The organism is Synechococcus sp. A15-127 (genome assembly GCF_014280215.1).
Lineage (GTDB): Bacteria > Cyanobacteriota > Cyanobacteriia > PCC-6307 > Cyanobiaceae > Parasynechococcus.
Window position 1 is genome coordinate 231,683 of record NZ_CP047948.1, and the last position, 16,649, is coordinate 248,331.

The 16,649-nt window shown below is 63.6% G+C and carries 16 protein-coding genes and 1 tRNA gene; 8 read left to right on the forward strand and 9 right to left on the reverse strand.

Features of this window, described 5'->3' with window-relative positions; all coding sequences use genetic code 11:
* Positions 1 to 12: 12 nt before the first annotated feature.
* Positions 13 to 915: an FAD-binding domain-containing protein gene (locus SynA15127_RS01160; protein ID WP_186484687.1), complete on the reverse strand. Its 903-nt coding sequence runs from the start codon at positions 913 to 915 to the stop codon at positions 13 to 15.
* Between the two features lie 83 nt (positions 916 to 998).
* Here SynA15127_RS01160 and fabI point away from each other — a divergent pair, with 83 nt between their 5' ends.
* The 4 genes from fabI to SynA15127_RS01180 all read left to right on the forward strand — a co-directional run bounded on the left by fabI (position 999) and on the right by SynA15127_RS01180 (position 4,775).
* Positions 999 to 1,781 (forward strand): enoyl-ACP reductase FabI, encoded by a 783-nt coding sequence (gene fabI, locus SynA15127_RS01165; protein ID WP_186484688.1) that lies wholly within the window; start codon positions 999 to 1,001, stop codon positions 1,779 to 1,781.
* Between the two features lie 29 nt (positions 1,782 to 1,810).
* Positions 1,811 to 2,419: an imidazoleglycerol-phosphate dehydratase HisB gene (hisB, locus tag SynA15127_RS01170; RefSeq protein WP_186484689.1), complete on the forward strand. Its 609-nt coding sequence runs from the start codon at positions 1,811 to 1,813 to the stop codon at positions 2,417 to 2,419.
* Positions 2,420 to 2,480: 61 nt separating this feature from the next.
* Positions 2,481 to 3,950 (forward strand): carotenoid oxygenase family protein, encoded by a 1,470-nt coding sequence (locus tag SynA15127_RS01175; RefSeq protein ID WP_186484690.1) that lies wholly within the window; start codon positions 2,481 to 2,483, stop codon positions 3,948 to 3,950.
* Positions 3,951 to 4,112: 162 nt separating this feature from the next.
* Positions 4,113 to 4,775: an SIMPL domain-containing protein gene (locus tag SynA15127_RS01180; RefSeq protein ID WP_186484691.1), complete on the forward strand. Its 663-nt coding sequence runs from the start codon at positions 4,113 to 4,115 to the stop codon at positions 4,773 to 4,775.
* Positions 4,776 to 4,837: 62 nt separating this feature from the next.
* Here SynA15127_RS01180 and SynA15127_RS01185 read toward each other — a convergent pair whose 3' ends face one another.
* The 6 genes from SynA15127_RS01185 to SynA15127_RS01210 all read right to left on the reverse strand — a co-directional run bounded on the left by SynA15127_RS01185 (position 4,838) and on the right by SynA15127_RS01210 (position 11,791).
* On the reverse strand, positions 4,838 to 6,385 hold the full coding sequence (locus tag SynA15127_RS01185) for a BCCT family transporter (RefSeq protein ID WP_186484692.1): 1,548 nt from the start codon (positions 6,383 to 6,385) through the stop codon (positions 4,838 to 4,840).
* 11 nt (positions 6,386 to 6,396) lie between these two features.
* The gene (locus SynA15127_RS01190; protein WP_186484693.1) at positions 6,397 to 7,587 is read right to left on the reverse strand and encodes an FAD-dependent oxidoreductase; all 1,191 of its coding nucleotides are present in this window, start codon (positions 7,585 to 7,587) and stop codon (positions 6,397 to 6,399) included.
* Entirely contained in the window at positions 7,584 to 8,636 is a 1,053-nt protein-coding gene (locus tag SynA15127_RS01195; protein WP_186484694.1) for a Glu/Leu/Phe/Val dehydrogenase dimerization domain-containing protein, read from the reverse strand. The genes SynA15127_RS01190 and SynA15127_RS01195 overlap by 4 nt, the downstream gene beginning before the upstream one ends.
* The gene (locus SynA15127_RS01200) at positions 8,636 to 9,673 is read right to left on the reverse strand and encodes an SAM-dependent methyltransferase (RefSeq protein WP_186484695.1); all 1,038 of its coding nucleotides are present in this window, start codon (positions 9,671 to 9,673) and stop codon (positions 8,636 to 8,638) included. Before SynA15127_RS01200 ends, SynA15127_RS01195 begins: the two co-directional genes overlap by 1 nt.
* A gap of 76 nt (positions 9,674 to 9,749) precedes the next feature.
* Complete coding sequence (gene rdgB / locus SynA15127_RS01205) at positions 9,750 to 10,331, reverse strand: RdgB/HAM1 family non-canonical purine NTP pyrophosphatase (protein ID WP_186484696.1); 582 nt, start codon at positions 10,329 to 10,331, stop codon at positions 9,750 to 9,752.
* Positions 10,328 to 11,791, reverse strand: a complete 1,464-nt coding sequence (locus tag SynA15127_RS01210; RefSeq protein ID WP_186484697.1) for a phosphoglucomutase/phosphomannomutase family protein — start codon at positions 11,789 to 11,791, stop codon at positions 10,328 to 10,330. The genes rdgB and SynA15127_RS01210 overlap by 4 nt, the downstream gene beginning before the upstream one ends.
* A gap of 53 nt (positions 11,792 to 11,844) precedes the next feature.
* Here SynA15127_RS01210 and SynA15127_RS01215 point away from each other — a divergent pair, with 53 nt between their 5' ends.
* On the forward strand, positions 11,845 to 13,347 hold the full coding sequence (locus tag SynA15127_RS01215; RefSeq protein ID WP_186484698.1) for a TM0106 family RecB-like putative nuclease: 1,503 nt from the start codon (positions 11,845 to 11,847) through the stop codon (positions 13,345 to 13,347).
* Here the strand turns inward: SynA15127_RS01215 and SynA15127_RS01220 are convergent.
* Positions 13,314 to 14,129: a folate-binding protein YgfZ gene (locus SynA15127_RS01220; RefSeq protein WP_186484699.1), complete on the reverse strand. Its 816-nt coding sequence runs from the start codon at positions 14,127 to 14,129 to the stop codon at positions 13,314 to 13,316. The two genes, SynA15127_RS01215 and SynA15127_RS01220, sit on opposite strands and share 34 nt — an antisense overlap.
* Positions 14,126 to 14,710: an orotate phosphoribosyltransferase gene (pyrE, locus tag SynA15127_RS01225; protein ID WP_186484700.1), complete on the reverse strand. Its 585-nt coding sequence runs from the start codon at positions 14,708 to 14,710 to the stop codon at positions 14,126 to 14,128. Before pyrE ends, SynA15127_RS01220 begins: the two co-directional genes overlap by 4 nt.
* A 60-nt stretch (positions 14,711 to 14,770) precedes the next feature.
* On the opposite strand from pyrE, the gene SynA15127_RS01230 reads away from it, so the two are divergent.
* From SynA15127_RS01230 to SynA15127_RS01240, 3 genes are all read left to right on the forward strand, one after another.
* Positions 14,771 to 15,229, forward strand: a complete 459-nt coding sequence (locus SynA15127_RS01230; protein ID WP_186484701.1) for an occludin/ELL family protein — start codon at positions 14,771 to 14,773, stop codon at positions 15,227 to 15,229.
* Between the two features lie 17 nt (positions 15,230 to 15,246).
* A tRNA-Ile gene (locus tag SynA15127_RS01235) sits at positions 15,247 to 15,319 on the forward strand.
* Between the two features lie 13 nt (positions 15,320 to 15,332).
* Entirely contained in the window at positions 15,333 to 16,616 is a 1,284-nt protein-coding gene (locus SynA15127_RS01240) for a hemolysin family protein (protein ID WP_186484702.1), read from the forward strand.
* Positions 16,617 to 16,649 lie beyond the last annotated feature (33 nt).

Consider the following 16,649-nt stretch of genomic DNA (forward strand, 5'->3'; position numbering starts at 1 on the left):
GTTGTTCGGGGCCTAGCGCTTGGGGCGGGCCAGGGCGGCACTGGCACCGCTGCGACCCCGACCATCACGCCGGGTGGTGCCATTGCCGCCGTCCCGAATGGCTGGCATCGGGGCAAAAAGCTGGCTCTCCAGCTGGTCGTAACTGCCCTCGAATGGGCAGTTGTCGGCGCTGGGGCATCCATCGCAGTAGCGGCCAATGCTGTAGCGCTCGAGGTTGCCGCGGTTGAAGAAGTAGGGCTTGTGGCTGAAGCTGCTGGCGACCCATTGCCAACTGAGGTGGTTGCTGGCGGGATCGCCATCCAACAGGTGCTCGAGGAACCAGTCGGCACCGGCCTTCCAATGCACCCGACGCCAGTGCACCAGCCAGGCGGCCATCCACATCCGGGCGTGGTTGTGCAGCCATCCGGTGGTCACGAGCTCCTCGCGGAAGCCATCCATGCAGGCCAGTCCGGTGCGGCCTTCGCGGACGTCTTCGGGAAGCTCCCGGGAATAGCTGGCGGCGTCATGACCTGTCTTGAACGCCTCCAGGTCGTCGTGGATGCCGTCGCCTAGATCGAGCCACATCCGCTGCCAGAAGTCGCGCCAGCCCAGCTCGTTGATCAGCTTGCCGCCGTCGTCCCGTTTCCGGATGCGCTGGAAGACCGCCTGCTTCACCTCCGTCAGCGTCAGCACGCCATGGCGGATGTACGGGGACAGGCCGGTGACGGCGCCGTTCAGATGGTTGCGGCTTTTGGCGTAGCGGGACGGCTGCACCCGCGCCAATCTGGCTTCTGCGGCCTGACGGCCACCAAGGATCGGGCTGAGCGGTCCCTCAGCGCTGGGGAATTCCTTGATCAGCAGCGCCTCGAGCGCGTCTCGTGAGGCGAACTGACGGGGCAGATCGCCTGGGCTGGGAGGTGACGGGGTGCTGGGCACCGGTCTTCTGAAGCGAGCGAGTCGAGATCCTGGCGGGGGATGGGGGAGAATCGCGCGATCTGAACCCGTTCCGGTCCGTCCCGATGCTGCTTGATCTCACCGGCAAGAAGATCCTCGTCACCGGCATCGCCAACAACCGGTCCATCGCCTGGGGCATCGCTCAGCAACTCAAGGCTGCGGGCGCTGAGCTGGGCATCACCTACCTGCCTGATGAGAAGGGTCGCTTTGAAGCCAAGGTGCGGGAGCTCACAGCGCCGCTGGAGCCCAGCCTGTTTCTGCCACTCAATGTTCAGGACGCCGAGCAGATGGCCGATGTCTTCGCGGAGATCAAGGACAAATGGGGCGTGCTGGATGGTCTGGTGCACTGTCTCGCCTTCGCTGGCAAGGAGGAACTGATCGGCGATTACAGCGCCACCACCGCCGAAGGCTTTGCCCGCTCGCTCGATATCAGTGCCTACTCTCTGGCGCCACTCTGTGCCCATGCCAAGCCGCTGTTCAGCGAGAAAGCCGGGGTGATCACGCTTTCCTACCTGGGGGCTGAGCGCGCCATCCCCAACTACAACGTGATGGGTGTGGCGAAGGCTGCCCTCGAGGCATCAGTGCGATACCTGGCAGCGGAGCTGGGTCCGGAGAAGCAGGTGCGCGTGAACGCCATCAGTGCCGGCCCGATCCGCACTCTGGCCAGCTCCGCCATCGGCGGCATCCTCGAGATGATTCACAACGTGGAGGAGAAGGCGCCCCTGCGCCGCACGGTCACCCAGATGGAGGTGGGCGGCACCGCTGCTTTCCTGCTCAGTGATCTGGCCAGTGGCATCTCGGGTCAGACCATCTACGTCGATGCGGGCTATTGCGTCACCGGTATGTGAGGCAGCATGAGGGCAGCTGAGCAGCGGAGATGGCACGGCAGGGAGAGATCCATCGGGTCACCGGCGAGACCGATGTGAAGGTGCGGCTGGATCTGGATGGCACCGGTCAGTGCCAGGCCAGAACCGGAGTTCCTTTTCTCGACCACATGCTCCATCAGATCAGCAGCCACGGACTGATCAATCTGGAGATCAAGGCGGTGGGGGACACCCACATCGATGATCACCACACCAATGAGGATGTGGGCATCGCTGTAGGCCAGGCCCTGGCTCAGGCCCTGGGTGACCGTCGCGGCATTCACCGCTTCGGTCACTTCGTGGCGCCCTTGGATGAAGCCCTGGTGCAGGTGGTTCTCGACTGCTCAGGCCGCCCTCACCTGAGCTACAGCCTCAGTATCCCCACCCAGAAAATCGGCACGTATGACACCGAGCTGGTGAAGGAATTCTTCGGCGCCGTGGTGAACAACAGTGGCCTCACCCTGCACATCCGCCAGTTGGACGGCGTGAATTCCCACCACATCGTGGAAGCCTGTTTCAAGGCCTTCGCACGGGCGTTGCGCATGGCCACGGAAATCGACCCACGTCGGGCCGGTGCCATTCCCAGCAGCAAGGGTGTGCTGGAGCAGGCGGGAGCCAACTGATCACCGAAGCCGCGCTTCATAGTCCGTTACGAGAGGATGGGGTGATATCGATCGCCTGCCCGTGACCGTCGCTCCTGCCCGCCCCTACAACCGCAGCGACTGGGCCAGTGCCTTCGTCAATGTGGAACAGGAGCTCACCGACGTGGCGCTGTCGCCTGTTCGTGGAACGGTGCCGGTCGAACTCCGCGGTACGTTTTACCGCAACGGTCCCGGTCGCCTCGAGCGTGACGGACATCGAGTTCATCACCCCTTCGATGGCGACGGCATGATCGCCGCTATGCGTTTCGACAACGGACGCGTGCAGCTGACCAATCGCTTCGTGCGTACGGAGGGCTGGCTGGCGGAAGAGAAGGCGGACAAGGTGCTGTATCGCGGTGTGTTCGGCAGCCAGAAGCCCGGCGGGCGGCTGGCCAACGCCTTCGACCTGCGGTTGAAGAACATCGCCAACACCAATGTGGTGCGCCTGGGTGATCAGCTGCTGGCTCTCTGGGAGGCCGCTGAACCCCATGCCCTTGATCCTGAGAGCCTGGAGACCCGCGGACTCTCGCGTCTGGATGGTGTGCTCAAGAAGGGTGAAGCCTTCAGTGCCCATCCTCGGTTTGATCCAGGTCACCACGGCCGCCCCTGCATGGTCACCTTCGGAGTCAAAACTGGGCCCCGCAGCACCATCCGGCTGATGGAGTTCGCCACCGAAGGTCCGGAAGCCGGTGCCCTGCTTCACGATCGCTCCGACAGCTTTCCAGGCTTCGCTTTTCTGCATGATTTCGCCATCACCGCCAACTGGGCGGTGTTCCTGCAGAACGCCATCGCTTTCAACCCCATGCCCTTCGTCACCGGTGAGAAGGGAGCAGCCCAGTGTTTGCAGTCCAAGCCGGGCGGCAAGGGGCGCTTCTGGCTGATCCCGCGGGATTCCGGTCGTTTCGCCGGCCAGAAGCCCCGCATCCTCGAGGCCCCCGATGGATTTGTCTTCCACCACCTCAACGCCTTCGAGGACGGCGATCACGTGGTCGTGGAGAGCATCGTGTACGACGACTTCCCCACGATCGGTCCTGATGAGGATTTCGCTGAGGTGGATTTCGACACGGTGCCGGAAGGGATCCTGCACCGCTGCCGCCTTGATTTGAGCCGTGAAACCCTGAAGACTGAGCGGATCTCAGAGCGCACCTGCGAGTTCGCCATGGTGAATCCAGACCGGCAGGGGCTGAGTGCCCAATACGCCTGGATGGCGGTGGCGGAGCGGGAAACCGGCAACGATCCGCTTCAGGCGATTCAGAAACTTGATCTGAAGTCCGGCACCACCCACACGTGGAGTGCTGCACCCCGCGGATTTGTGAGTGAGCCGCTGATGGTGCGCCGCCCTGATGCTGGGTCGGAAGATGACGGCTGGGTGCTGGACCTGGTCTGGAACGGAGCCCGCCAGGCATCGGATCTGGTGATCCTTGATGCGCGCGATCTGTCTGAGGTGGCGTTGCTGGAGCTGCCCCTGCCCGTCCCCCACGGTCTGCACGGCAGCTGGGCTCCCACCCACTGACAGTTCAGTCGGATCTGCACATAACCAGGCCCCTTCTGTACATCCACTGGACACATTCAGGGTGTGCAGAGGATCTATATCGAAGCAAGCAGCAGCTGGATCAAGTTGCGCAGTTCAGTCCGTCGAACGATCAATCTCATGCTTGCTGCACTGGGTACAGCCATGGCAGCAACAGCTGTTGTCTCCAGAACAGCTGCCGTGCAGGCTCAGGAGCCTCCTTGCGCCGGCACGGTGCTGCAGCTGTCGATCAACGAGACCGGCACACTCTCCATCGATCGTTTCCGTTTCCATCTGCTGCTCAATGGTGAGGGAGATCGCGAGGAGGCGGCCATGGATCAGCTCAATCAGAGACTCTCAACGCTGCGCTTGCAGCTCAATCCTCTGGTGTCAGGGACTCTCACGGTTCCTTCGCCCACCACATCCCGTCAGAGCAGCCGTGGTGATGACAAGGGGCGCTTTGTCAGCATTGTGCGCATGTCCGGTGAGATGAAAAAGTGGAACTACAACACACTGATTCAGTCGGTAGGACGGTTGCCCGGAGTTCGCCTTGTGGGGATGCAGTCGATCCCTGATCAGGACGATTCGGAAACGTTGAAGCAGAGCTTGATGCAGGCTGGTCTGCGGCGTGGCAAGCAGGAAGCTGAGAGAACGGCCAAATCCATCGGTGCAGCCAGGGTGAAGCTGATCCGCATCAATAGAAACAGCATCGGCGGCATTCCGCGGCCGATGCTGAAATCAGTTTCAGAAGACGCGCCATTCAGGCCGGATGAAGCTCCGGATCCAGAGATCGCGGTGCGCATGCAGCTGGATTACTGCCTGTTTTGATCCCTGAAACAGACGTCAAAAATATATTCCTGACGCAGTGACTGTTGGTTGGCAAACAACAGTCACTGAGACTGGGTGTTGATTCTCGACAGCTCCTTCCAGGCCAGGCGGGGGGCGCTCCACAGGGTTGCGAGCACGAGCGGTGTGACCGGGACGGCAGCAATCACGATGAATGCCTGGAGGGCATCGATGGAATCGGCACCCGATCCGATCCGCAGCAGCACAAGCGTCAGGCTGCCAATGATCAGAGCCCAGAACAGTCGCAGTGCGGCTGGGGGCTCCTGGCGACCGCTCACCACCATCGCGGCGGCGTAGCTCATCGAATCAGCACTGGTGCACATGAACAGCACCACCAGCACCAGGCCCACCAGGATGAACACTCCCGAGATGGGAAGTTGCTGGAGGATCGCCAGCAGCGCTCCTGCGTGTCCCTCAGCGGCGAGGGGACCGCTGATGGCCCCCGCCGTATCCAGCTCGAGGGCCATGCCGGTGCCTCCGAGAAGTGTGAACCAGATGTTGGTCACCAACGGACAGAGGATCGCCACGGCCAGAACCAGCTCCCGGATGGTGCGTCCGCGGCTGACTCCTGCAGTGAACAGGCCCATCAGGGGTGCATATCCAAGAAACCAGCCCCAATAGAAAACGGTCCAGCCATTGACCCAGCCCTCGTTGGCGGAGGTCCGGTTCAGAGCCATCTGGGGAAGATGCGTCAGGTAGGTGGCAAATCCGCTCACGAAGTGCTGGATCAGAAACAAGCCAGGGCCGAGCAGCAGCAGTCCGCTCGCCATGGCCAGCGTCAGCCATACGTTCAGTTCAGAGAGCCACTTGATGCCCTTCTGGATGCCACTCACCGTTGAAGTGGCGAACACCGCCGTCAGCAGCAAAACAACCAGGGATTGCATGCCGGCCGTGTCACTGAGCCACGGCAGTTTTCCCGCCGCATTGCTGAGCTGAAGCGACAGGAACCCCAGCGGTCCGACGGTACCTGCGATGGCAGCAACCACGGAAAGTCCGTCGGCAAGTGCGCCGATCGGCCCCTCCACCATGGCTTTGGGAAGCAACGGCACCAGCAGGGTTCGCGGCCGGAGCGGCTCACCACGTCGCTCCAGGATCGAGAAGGTGATCGTCACGGTGGTGGCGACAAGAGCCCAGGCCAGAAAACCCCAGTGGAGAAAGCTGACCGCAAGAGCCGGATCCACCGCAGCCGCACTGCTGCCTTCGATGCCTTGGAAATGGGGCGCCGGGGACTGGAAATGGGTGAGCGGTTCGGCAGCGGACCAGAACACTCCTCCCCCTGCCAGCAGGGTGCAGATCAGCACCGCACACCAGTCAAAAAATTTCAGGCTGGGCTTTGCCTCGGGCCCTCCGAGCCTGAGGCTGCCGAGGGGGCTGATGGCCATGCCCATGGCGATCAGGAACAGAACCACAACCATCCAGAGCCAGACACCTCCCAGCAGGGAACTCACGAAGGCTTTGCCTTCGCTGGTGAAGGTTTCAGCCAGGGTGAGATCGACAGCAGCCACCAGCAGAAAGATCAGCAGCGGTCCGGCGCCGACCCAGAGAGGGCTTTCCCGGATCCAGTGGCGTGGGGTCTTGGCGGAATCAGACATGGAAAACGGGCTCAGAGACGGACAGCTGTGCGCTGGTGGCTCCAGCAGGACAGATCAACGGCGGGTTGGTTCCCACTGGCCAGTCGTGCCAGGGAGTCCCCGATCAACGGGGCGAACTTGAAGGCCTGACCGGAGCCTCCCGTGAACAGGCTGAGGTTCGGGCTGAGCCGATCCAGCACGAAATTCACATCACTGGTCATGGAGTACGGGCTCATCACCGTTTCCACGCGCTCCTGTACGCCTTCAACGTTTTTGAACAGAAAGGTGTCAAGCAGTTCCACAAGCCTTGGCGGCGGCTCCGTGGCCATGGCATTGGGCTCGGCCACGCGGAGCTCCTGGGGAGCCCAGTCGATCCCGGCTTTGATCCGCGGGCGGCCATCAGCCGTGTGGCTGAGAACGGGGAAGCCGTAATAGAGACCGCCGTCGTCCCCGCGTTCCTGCTGGAAGCAGAACCACTGGGGATAGCGATCGGCCAGGGCCGGATCGACGGTGTAATGGGCCCAGAGCATCGGCCAGACCTCGAGTTTCGGAGCCAGCCCCAGCGGAGCCAGAAGCAGCTGACTCCAGATGCCGCTGGTCACCACCACCTGGCCTGCGCTGATGTGATGGCCGTTCTCGAGGGTGACGCCCGCGCCATCGGGATCGATGCCGGCCACGGGGGTGTGTTCGATCAGCTTCTGACCTGCGTTGCGGGCGGTGCGGGTCCAGTGGGCGATCACCTTGTCACTGCGCACCGCGCCGGCGGTGGGCTCGAACAGTCCGGTGAAGTCCGGTTTCGGGTTCAGCGGAAACCGTGCCTTGATCTCTTCAGCACGGAGGGCTTCATAGGGAATGCCCTGGTCGTCCATCACGCGGCGGGCGCCGGGAATCGATCCCTCAATCGTTTCCTCATCCCAGCTTTCGCCGTAGAAGAGCAGTCCGTGCGTTTCGCGCAGTTGCTCTCCGGCATGGGTTTCCTCCTCCCTCCAGAGGCGATTGGCCTCCTGAGCAAGCCTGCAGAGCACCGGATCGGAGTACATCTCGCGGAACATCCGGGTTTCTCCGAAGCTGCTCGCCCTGGCATGGGCCAGGGTCCTGGCCTCTAGCAGCACCACATCGCCGATGCCGTGACGGGCCAGGGAGGCGGCGCAGCTGAGCCCGGCCATTCCGCCGCCGATGATGACGACAGCGGCCTGGGACGGCAGAGAGGAGGGTTGGGTCATGCGGCATCTCCGAAGCTGAGTCCGATGGGGTCGCTGCTGGATTCAGCCACGTCCACCAGAGCAGCCCCAACCGAGAGCCCCTGATCGCGCCGACTCAGGTAGTTGGCGGCTCGCTGCCGGACCTCGCAGCGAACGAAGGAATACACGTCCTCCGCACCGGCGTTGTTCCAGGCCTCGGGGGAGAACCGCTCGATGGAATCGGCAATCACGGCACCGGCATTCACCAGGGGATCCGGCAGCACACGGATGCCACGGCGGCGCAGCTCATCGGCCAGTTGCGGGTTCTGGAAGGGGGCGTTGGCAGCCGGGACCACGGCTTCGGTGCGCAGGGCATCTGCCATGTCTGCATCGATCAGGCCGGAGATGGAGCAGGGCAGCAGCAGGTCCAGTTTCAGCTCCCACCAGGAGCATCCCTGCGGCAGCGGTGTCGCGCCGGGTATCGAAGCCCGTTCACGACTGAGATCCACGGTGAAGACCGTCCAGCCGTGGTCCACCAGGGCGCGGGCGACGGTGCCTCCCACCGCGCCGCATCCGTGCACCAGGGCGCGACCGGGCTTGGCAGTTTTCAGGTCCGTCTCCAGCACGGCTTCGACGGCGCCCAGGGTGCCGTGAGCCGTGGCAGCACTGGCATCCACCGGACTGCCGACCGCAGCCAGCACGTGCGGTGTGAGCTCGGTCAGCCGCTCCATGTCCTCAAGGCTGGTGTTGAGGTCACAGCCGGTGATCATGGCTCCGTCGAGCGACTGCAGCAGCTCGGCGGTGATGTTGATCAGTTCATCCTTGACCGCTGCAGGCTCCGAGGCCCGGGCCACGATCTTGCCGCCGGCGAAACCGGTGCCGTAGAGATCGTGCTTGTGGGTCATCAACCCCGCAAGACGTTCGCCATCAGCGATGCAGGCTTCATCACTGGGGTAATTGAGAAGACGAAGGCCACCGTTGGCAGGTCGCTTGGCGTCGGTGTCCTCCGCCACCACGAACACCGAGAGGTGATCCGAGACGTGCTCGGCAAGCACCGAGACACTCGGTGTGGGTCTTGTTTGGGTTGTCATCAGGCGACCTTCTCCATGATCTGGTGGTGCTCGACGTAATCCAGGCTCCACTCACTCGGAGCTTCAGCGATCCGTTGCTCCAGCTGTTTGTAAACCTGATCAGCGATGCTGTCCCCTGCCACGCTGGCGAAGCTGTGTCGGCTCCAGCTGCGGATGGTGGCCATCAGCCCTGCTGCAAAAGCAGCGGTGTCTCCGTTCTCGTTCCAGCGGCGGCGGTACGGGCATTTCACATACACCGTGCGTTCGTTCACCAGCCGCAGGCCGTTGCGATAAGGCGCTGAGGTGGTGTCCTTCAGCGGAGCCATGAACTCCTCTGGAGACTTGTAGAAATTCAGAACCGTTCCACTGCGGTATTGCTCCTCGGAGATCACGCCTGCATCAGCCAGGCCACGCCAGATCTGATGCAGCTGGTCATGCACGTTGCGGGTTTCGCCACCGTTGTGACCCAGATAGCGGCCTTCCTCATCGCGGGAGAGGTTCACGGTCAGCAGGCGCCCGCCGACCTTCAGTTCGCGGCTGCGCAGTTCGAGGATGAACGTCCAGTCCTTCATCGCCTGGGTTGTGAAGCGCTCCAGTGCTTCCGCATCCCCTGAGGCCAGCACATGGGTATGCGTCTCCAGTTGGCCAGGTGATGCACTCAGCCAGTGCATCGCGGTGGCGGAGAAGCCGAAGCTCACCGTGTTCGGCCCCACGGAGGGTTCGTAGAAGCTGCGGGCACTCACCAGCACCGTCGGTTTCGGAGGGCGCGGGAGCTGCAGGGCCAGGTTCTCGGCCAGAGCGACGTTGTCATTGCTCGGCAGATCGTTGCCGATCAGGGTCAGGTGGGCCTCGGGCTGGTTGCCATGCAGGTGATCCAGCACTTGATTCCAGAGACCGACGGCAGTACCGCCGTCGGCGGCCCCGTAATCGATCAGCACGTGACTGTCAGAGACAGCCAGTTGGTCAACACAAGTCAAGGCCCAGTCCGAGGCGGCTTCGATGCAGAGGAGTGCGCCTTCGGTCTGCGCGCTGTAACCCGTGGTCATGGCGATGGCCATGAACCTCGTCAGCGGCAGAGGTCACCGTACAGGACTCATTTTTCAGCACCCCGTGACTCAGAGCACCTGGGTGTGTTCAGGCGGCCTGAAGCAGCTTCCTGAGGCCTGGTTCCAGCTGGGCGAAAGCCCGCCCCCGGTGCCCGTGATGCTTCTTTTCGCTGAGCGGCATCTCGGCGAAGGTGAGGCCGGTGCCCGACACCTCGAAGACGGGGTCGTAGCCGAAGCCTCCGTCACCGCGGGGCTCTGTGGTGATCGAGCCCTCGCAGCGACCCTCCACCTCCAGCAGCAGCGTCCCGTCGGGTGCGGCCAGGCAAAGGGCAGCGATGAAGCAGGCAGAGCGGTCCTCAACCTCACCCAGAGCATCCAGCAGTTTTGCGATCCGCTCCGGATCCGTGTGTGCATAGCGCGCCGAATGCACACCGGGGGCTCCGTCCAGGGCCATGACACTCAGGCCCGAGTCATCGGCCAGAGACCATTCGCCACAGGCGGCCGCCACGGCCCGAGCCTTGATGCGGGCATTGGCCGCGAAACTGGCGCCGGTCTCTTCGATCTCCAGACCGGTGGGCTGGGGTTGCACGTCCAGAGGAAGTGCGCCGAGCAGACCCTGGAACTCGCGGATCTTGCCCTGGTTTCCACTGGCGATAATCAGACGTTTCATGCGGCTTCGGCGAAGCGTCGGGCCCAGCTCAGCACGGCGTTGACCCGTTCGGCATCGGGGGCTTCGCAGTAAAGACGCAGCAACGGCTCGGTGCCCGAGAAGCGCAGCATCAGCCAGTGGCTCGGACCCATTCGGAGTTTGATGCCGTCCGTGCTGATCACGCTCTGCACGGCGGTGCCGGCGACCTCCTCCGGTGGTGCATCCGCCAGCAGGGTCTCCAGACGCCGGCGGGCTTCCATATCGGCCAGCCGCAGGTCGAGCCGGTCGTAATGGCTGGCTCCGCCATGGCGCTGCTGCAGGTCATTCAGACGTGCCCCCAGAGGTTGCCCGCTCTGCACCAGGGCTTCTAGCACCAGCATCGCCGCGAACAGGGCGTCTCGCTCGGGAAGGTGCATCCCGAATCCGACGCCGCCTGATTCCTCTCCGCCGATGAGGACCTCGCCGGCCAGCATTTCCGCAGCGATGTATTTGAAACCCACGGGCAGCTCCTGAACCTCGCGCCCGAGCCCCTCGGCCACCAGGCGCATCAGGTCCGAGCCACTCACGGTCTTCACCACGGTTCCAGGCAGTTGCCTTGCCCGAGCCAGATGATCGATCAGGAGCGGCATCAGCAGCTGGGTGCTGCAGAACCGGCCCGTTTCATCCACAGCGGCGATCCGATCTCCGTCTCCGTCGAACACCAGTCCGACCGCCGGCGTCCCCGCTGCCGTTGAAGCCTGCACCGCAGTGATCAGCTGGCTCAGGTAATGAGCCAGCGGTTCCGGCGGATGACCGCCGAACAGTGGGTCGCGCTCACTGCGGATCTCCTCCACCAGACCATCGCCGGAGCAGTCCAGAAGCTCGGAGACACATCCCGCTGCCGAGCCATGCATCGGGTCGACGAACACCTTCAGGTTCATGGACCTGAGTCCCGCTCTCAGGGCCGTCAGATCGAGTTTGCGGCGCAGACCCTCCAGATGCTCCTGCCTTCCGTCGAAGCGGTGGATCGTTCCCTGAATCGGAGCTGTGATCCCAGCGGCAGCCAGTCGTCTCTCCACAGCGGCGGTGAAGTCGCCCTCCACCGAACCACCGAAGGGCCCCTTGATCTTGAGCCCCAGCCATTCGGAGGGATTGTGACTGGCGGTGATCACAAGAGCGCCCAGGGCACGACGCTCAACGACCGCCCAGCTGCAGGCGGGTGTGGGCACAGCTGTCTCGGTGAGCAGTGGTTCCAGCTCGCTGCCGCGGACGGCGGCTGTGATCGCCTCGGCCAGTTCAGGTGCCAGAAAGCGCCGGTCATAGCCGATCACGACGGTGCGACTGTCAAGACCTGCCGGGGCGCGATGGGCGAGTTCCTGAGCCGCTGCCGCCGCCACACGCAGCAGGCGTTCCACCGTGATGTCCACCCCGAGAACGCCACGCCAGCCATCGGTGCCGAATCGGATCGGCGCAGGGTGCAGAGGCAGGGGAGCTGAGGACATGGAACACCTGGCAGCGAACAGGATCTAGCAGTTGCGCGCCGTAGGGTCGCTTCATGGGTGACACCCCGCCTGCCGACAACGCTCTCACTGATCGTTTGCTGCGCAGCTGGCTGCGCTGTCGGCGCAAGGCGTGGCTGGATCGTCATGGTGATGCGGCTGATCGGTTTTGGACCGCGCATCGCAATCTTCAGCTCGATGATCAGCAGCGGTGTTTCGCGGCGCTTCTACGGCAGCCTCCCGGACGGGGAGAGGCGTCCTGTCGCAATGGTGCCGAGTCGGTTGTCGGTCTGCGCTTGAAGGGCACCGGTCCCTCCGGGGAGCCGCTCGAGGCCCATCCACCGCTGCTTCGACGGGTGAAGGGACAGAGCCGCTGGGGGGCTTTCGCCTACCAGCCGGTCATCGCCCGTCAGGGTCGTCGTCTCACCAGGGAACATCAGCTGCCCCTGGCCCTGATGGGCCATCTTCTGGAGCAGGTTCAGGACAGTCCTGTCCAGGACCTGCTGGTGCTGGGGGGATCCGGTCGGCGGCTGGAGCGGGACCGGGTCGGATTGTCCTCAGGTCTCCGTCGCCAGCTCAGCGAGGCTCTGCGAAAGCTGGGCCAGGATCTGCAGCGTTCCCAACCTCCGGCGCTGGCGGCGGATCGTCGCAAGTGTTCTCTCTGCAGCTGGCGCGTCAGTTGCAACGCCGTTGCCGCCTCCGAGGGGCATCTCAGTGAGGTGAGCGGCATCGGCGCCCGCCGGCGCGAAATGCTGATGGAGATCGGCATCCGCGGCCTTGAGGATCTGGCGGCGGCTGAACCCGATCGGCTGGCGGCGCAGATGGAACGCTTCGGCGATCAGCACGGCGTGGTGGCGCGCACATTGGTGGCCCAGGCACGGGTTCAGCGGGACGGCCGGGTGGAACGTCTGCTGAGGTCACCGGCTGTGCCGGAGCTTGAGACAGCGCCCGGAGTTCTGCTGTACGACATCGAGTCGGATCCCGACGCCCGTCACGATTTTCTGCATGGTTTCGTTTGCCTGCCCAGGGATTCCAGCGGGGCCTGGCTGCCACATGCCGCTAAATATCACCCTGTCCTGATGCTTCAGGATCATCCGGAGGAACGCAGCTGGAGACGGTTGACGTGCCTGCTGGATCGATTCGCCTCCTGGCCCGTGCTGCATTACGGAGAAACGGAGTCCCTGGCCCTGCGACGCATGGCCCAGCGCCAGGGAGTTTCGGATGCTGATCTCACCGACCTGCGGCAGCGGCTCGTGGATGTGCATGCCAGGGTGCGCAGCCACTGGCGCTTGCCGCTGAACAGTTACGGACTCAAATCCGTTGCGGCCTGGCGTGGATTCCGCTGGGGTCAGGCCGGCGCCGATGGAGCCCGTGCGCTGCTCTGGTGGCGTCAGTGGCAGGGGGAAGGTGAGCGACGCCGGGGAAATTCCCATGCCCTGGATCGGATCTTCCTCTACAACCGCGATGACTGTCTGGCGACCTGGGCTGTCGCTGAATGGTTGCTGAAGCGGGATGGTGCTCCTGATCAGGAGGAACCGGCAGAAACCGGCGGGTCCTGAAATCCTCCAGGCCGCTGAAGCATCAGACATTGACCTTCCGGTCCCTCAAGCTCCGCTTCCTGCAGCCATTGCCGGCGCACCAGCGCAAGACCGATCCAGCGTTGACCTGGTGTCACCTCCAGGCTGGAGGTGACGACACCAGCACGGTTACCGTTGCATCCGAGTTTTGCTTCGGCACTGATCGCAGCTGTGCTGCTCCAGCAGCGCAGCTGCTGCTTCACCCCACCGCTCGACGCCAGCTTGGCCATGGTTTCCTGGCCGAGGTAGCAACCTTTTGACAGGCTGATCCGCCTTGCCAGGCCAAGTTCAAAGGGATTGGTGTCGCCTGTCAGCTCTTGGCTCGACGGCCAACCCTGAAGGAGTCGCCACTGTTCGAGGGCATCAGCATCCGCCAGTGGCAGGTCCGAGCAGTCCTTCGCAAGCCCCTGTCCCGGGACCAGCCAGGCCACGGTGTCAGCGTCGGGAAGGGTCTGAAGACGCTGTTGGCGTCTGCCAGCGCTGACGCGGACGCGATCAGCCGGAAAGATCACCTGATCGAAGCCATTGCTGATGGCGCCGGCATCTCCAGCCAGCACCAGAACATCCGCGCCCGTCGGATCCATCCGGATCTCCAGCAGCCCCCTCAGCCGTCCTGTCGCGCTCAGCCAGCAGCTTTGGACCAGAACACCTTCTGGAATCTCCCTGAGGTCGGCACTGGTCTGACCCTGGAGAAAGTCACGGGCTCCAGGCCCCTCCAGCCGCAGCAGCGGAAAGTCGTCCAGCCAGAGCAACGTTGCGGTCATGCCGCCAGCTCCAGGGCGCATCCGGCCACCTCTGAAAGTCGATAGAGGCTGATCAGTTCCAGCCCGGCCGATTCCATTGCGGCTGCACCTCCCTCCTCCCGATCCACGATGGTGATGACCCGCTGCACGCGGAAGCCGGCGTCCTGCAGCTGCTGCACGGCTTTGAGGGCTGAACCTCCTGTGGTCACAACGTCTTCGAGAACGGTCACGATCGATCCTGGAGCCGGCAGAGGACCCTCAAGCCAGGCGGCAGTTCCATGGCCCTTCGCCTGTTTGCGCACGATCAGAGCATCGAGAGGCCTGCCGGACAGGGCAGCCGCCATCGCCACACCGCTCACGAGCGGGTCAGCTCCAAGGGTGAGACCGGCGACGGCGGCGGCGTCCTCCTCCACATGAGCCAGCATGGCTGTGCTGATCAGAGCCAGGCCCCGACCGCTGAGACTCACCGGCTTGCAGTTGACGTAATGCTCGCTCTGGCGGCCTGAAGCCAGCTTGAACGTCCCCCGTCGGTAAGCCTCCATGGCAAGGCGCTTCAGCAGGAGCCTGGTCGGGTCTTCCGCGGGGGCCGGAGGACTGGGCATGGGACTGGCCGCACGCAACAACGTTCCTTAGTTTGCGCTCATCAGGCATGACGTCCCGCGATGCAGCGGCTGCTCTCGGTTCCGTTTCTGCTGATCCTGATTCAGGTGGCTGCTCTTCCAGTCCAGGCAGGTCCCGTCCTCTGCAGCAGCTCCCTGGAGGTCGGAGAGCCAGGAACGGCCCCGGTGGAGGTCACGGTCTGCGAGCCGGTTCAGTCCACCTCAGAGCTGGTCACTCAACGCTTCTTCACCTGGACAGCTCCCTATGCCAGGGGGATCGATCTGATGCATCAGATCACTGACCTGTTCGGTTTCGCTCTTGGTGGAACGGATGGCAACCGATGGATGGGCCTGGGATTCCCAGATCAGACGATCATCTGGGACAGCAGTGCGATTCACAACACCACGGCTGCTCTGCTGGAGCAGCAGAGTCCTGCGATTCCCTGGAGGACCATGGATCTGCCGAATGGATTCCATGCTGGTCTATCCGGGAGCGTCCCAGGGACAGCTCCATTGTGGTAACACTCAGGCAGGACCCCGGGGGTCTAGCAATCTGGTGAATGCAGCGAACTCATAATTCGCCTAAGGCGAGTTCGATCCTCGCGACCCCCATCCACTTCTTCTGATGCGGCTGTTCCTGCTGGTCCTGCTCATGGTCCTGCCGGCTTTCTTTGCCGCTGCCGAAATCGCACTGCTGCGGTTGCGACCCAGCCGTGTTGAGGTGCTGGTGGAGGAAGGGCTGCGCGGCGCGTCCGCTGTTCAGCGCCTGCAGCGTCACCTCAAACGGGCTCTGATGGTGTCCCAGCTGGGAGCAACTCTCGCCATCGTCGCGCTCGGCTGGGCTGGTCGTGGACTCGGCATGCGGCTCTGGCCGGACGGAACTGCCGGCGCTGTCTGGCTGGATACGGGGCTGTTTCTGACAATCGTTCTGAGCGCAACGCTCGTTGCCGGTCTCTTGCCGAAGGCCTGGGTGCTCAATCGTCCCGAGTCGGCGGCACTGCGGCTGGCTCCTGTCCTGGAGACGGTGATGCGCTGTCTGTCCCCGCTGATCAATGTCCTGGAATCGCTGTCGGCACTTCTGCTGCGGTTGGCAGGACTGGCGCCCCAGTGGGATGCGCTGGTGCCGGTGCTCTCGGCCGGGGAGCTGGAAACACTGATCGAATCCGGCCGGGTCACGGGTCTCTTCCCGGACGAGCGCAACATCCTCGAGGGGGTCTTCGCGCTGCGCGATACCCAGGTCCGTGAGGTCATGGTTCCGCGGTCGGGGATGGTGACCCTGCCGGTGGATGTGCGGTTCGCTCAGATGATGGAAGCCGTCCACCACACGCGCCATGCCCGTTTCCCGGTGATCGGGCAGTCGCTGGATGACGTCAGGGGGATTCTCGATCTACGTCAGATGGCGGCACCGATCTCCCGGGGTGAACTGGTTGCCGAGTCTCCCCTGGAGCCCTATCTGCAGCCAGCCGTGCGCGTGCCGGAGACCAGCACCCTCGCTGAACTGCTGCCGATGATCCGCAGCGGGCAGCCTCTGATTCTTGTGGTGGATGAACACGGTGGTACCGAGGGTCTGGTCACCGCCGCGGATCTCACCGGTGAGATCGTGGGGGACGAGCTGCAGCACGACCCCCATGAGCCCGAGTTGCATCCGGTTGAGGATCAACCGGGGATCTGGCTGGTGGCGGGTGATCTTGAGATTTTCGAGCTGAACCGCCAGCTGAACCTCGAGCTGCCAGAGGCAGACGACCATCACACGCTGGCGGGGTTCCTGCTGGAGCGGCTGCAGCACATCCCGTCCCCCGGAGAAGCACTGCGCTTCAACGGTCTTCAGTTCGAAATCACAGCCATGGCCGGGCCGCGGATCGAGCGGGTCCGTCTGGTCCTGCCGGATCAGACTCAGGATGACAAGTGAATCCCCGATAATCTCCCCCTGCGTCCAGGGCTC

Bases quoted from the DNA above. Each gene is read 5' to 3' on its own strand.
- SynA15127_RS01240 (WP_186484702.1), top strand. From the start codon at position 15,333: ATGCGGCTGTTCCTGCTGGTCCTGCTCATGGTCCTGCCGGCTTTCTTT.
- SynA15127_RS01180 (WP_186484691.1), top strand. From the start codon at position 4,113: ATGGCAGCAACAGCTGTTGTCTCCAGAACAGCTGCCGTGCAGGCTCAG.
- pyrE (WP_186484700.1), bottom strand. From the start codon at position 14,710: ATGCCCAGTCCTCCGGCCCCCGCGGAAGACCCGACCAGGCTCCTGCTG.
- fabI (WP_186484688.1), top strand. From the start codon at position 999: ATGCTGCTTGATCTCACCGGCAAGAAGATCCTCGTCACCGGCATCGCC.
- SynA15127_RS01200 (WP_186484695.1), bottom strand. From the start codon at position 9,673: ATGGCCATCGCCATGACCACGGGTTACAGCGCGCAGACCGAAGGCGCA.
- SynA15127_RS01230 (WP_186484701.1), top strand. From the start codon at position 14,771: ATGCAGCGGCTGCTCTCGGTTCCGTTTCTGCTGATCCTGATTCAGGTG.
- SynA15127_RS01195 (WP_186484694.1), bottom strand. From the start codon at position 8,636: ATGACAACCCAAACAAGACCCACACCGAGTGTCTCGGTGCTTGCCGAG.
- SynA15127_RS01220 (WP_186484699.1), bottom strand. From the start codon at position 14,129: ATGACCGCAACGTTGCTCTGGCTGGACGACTTTCCGCTGCTGCGGCTG.
- rdgB (WP_186484696.1), bottom strand. From the start codon at position 10,331: ATGAAACGTCTGATTATCGCCAGTGGAAACCAGGGCAAGATCCGCGAG.
- SynA15127_RS01185 (WP_186484692.1), bottom strand. From the start codon at position 6,385: ATGTCTGATTCCGCCAAGACCCCACGCCACTGGATCCGGGAAAGCCCT.
- hisB (WP_186484689.1), top strand. From the start codon at position 1,811: ATGGCACGGCAGGGAGAGATCCATCGGGTCACCGGCGAGACCGATGTG.
- SynA15127_RS01210 (WP_186484697.1), bottom strand. From the start codon at position 11,791: ATGTCCTCAGCTCCCCTGCCTCTGCACCCTGCGCCGATCCGATTCGGC.
- SynA15127_RS01190 (WP_186484693.1), bottom strand. From the start codon at position 7,587: ATGACCCAACCCTCCTCTCTGCCGTCCCAGGCCGCTGTCGTCATCATC.
- SynA15127_RS01215 (WP_186484698.1), top strand. From the start codon at position 11,845: ATGGGTGACACCCCGCCTGCCGACAACGCTCTCACTGATCGTTTGCTG.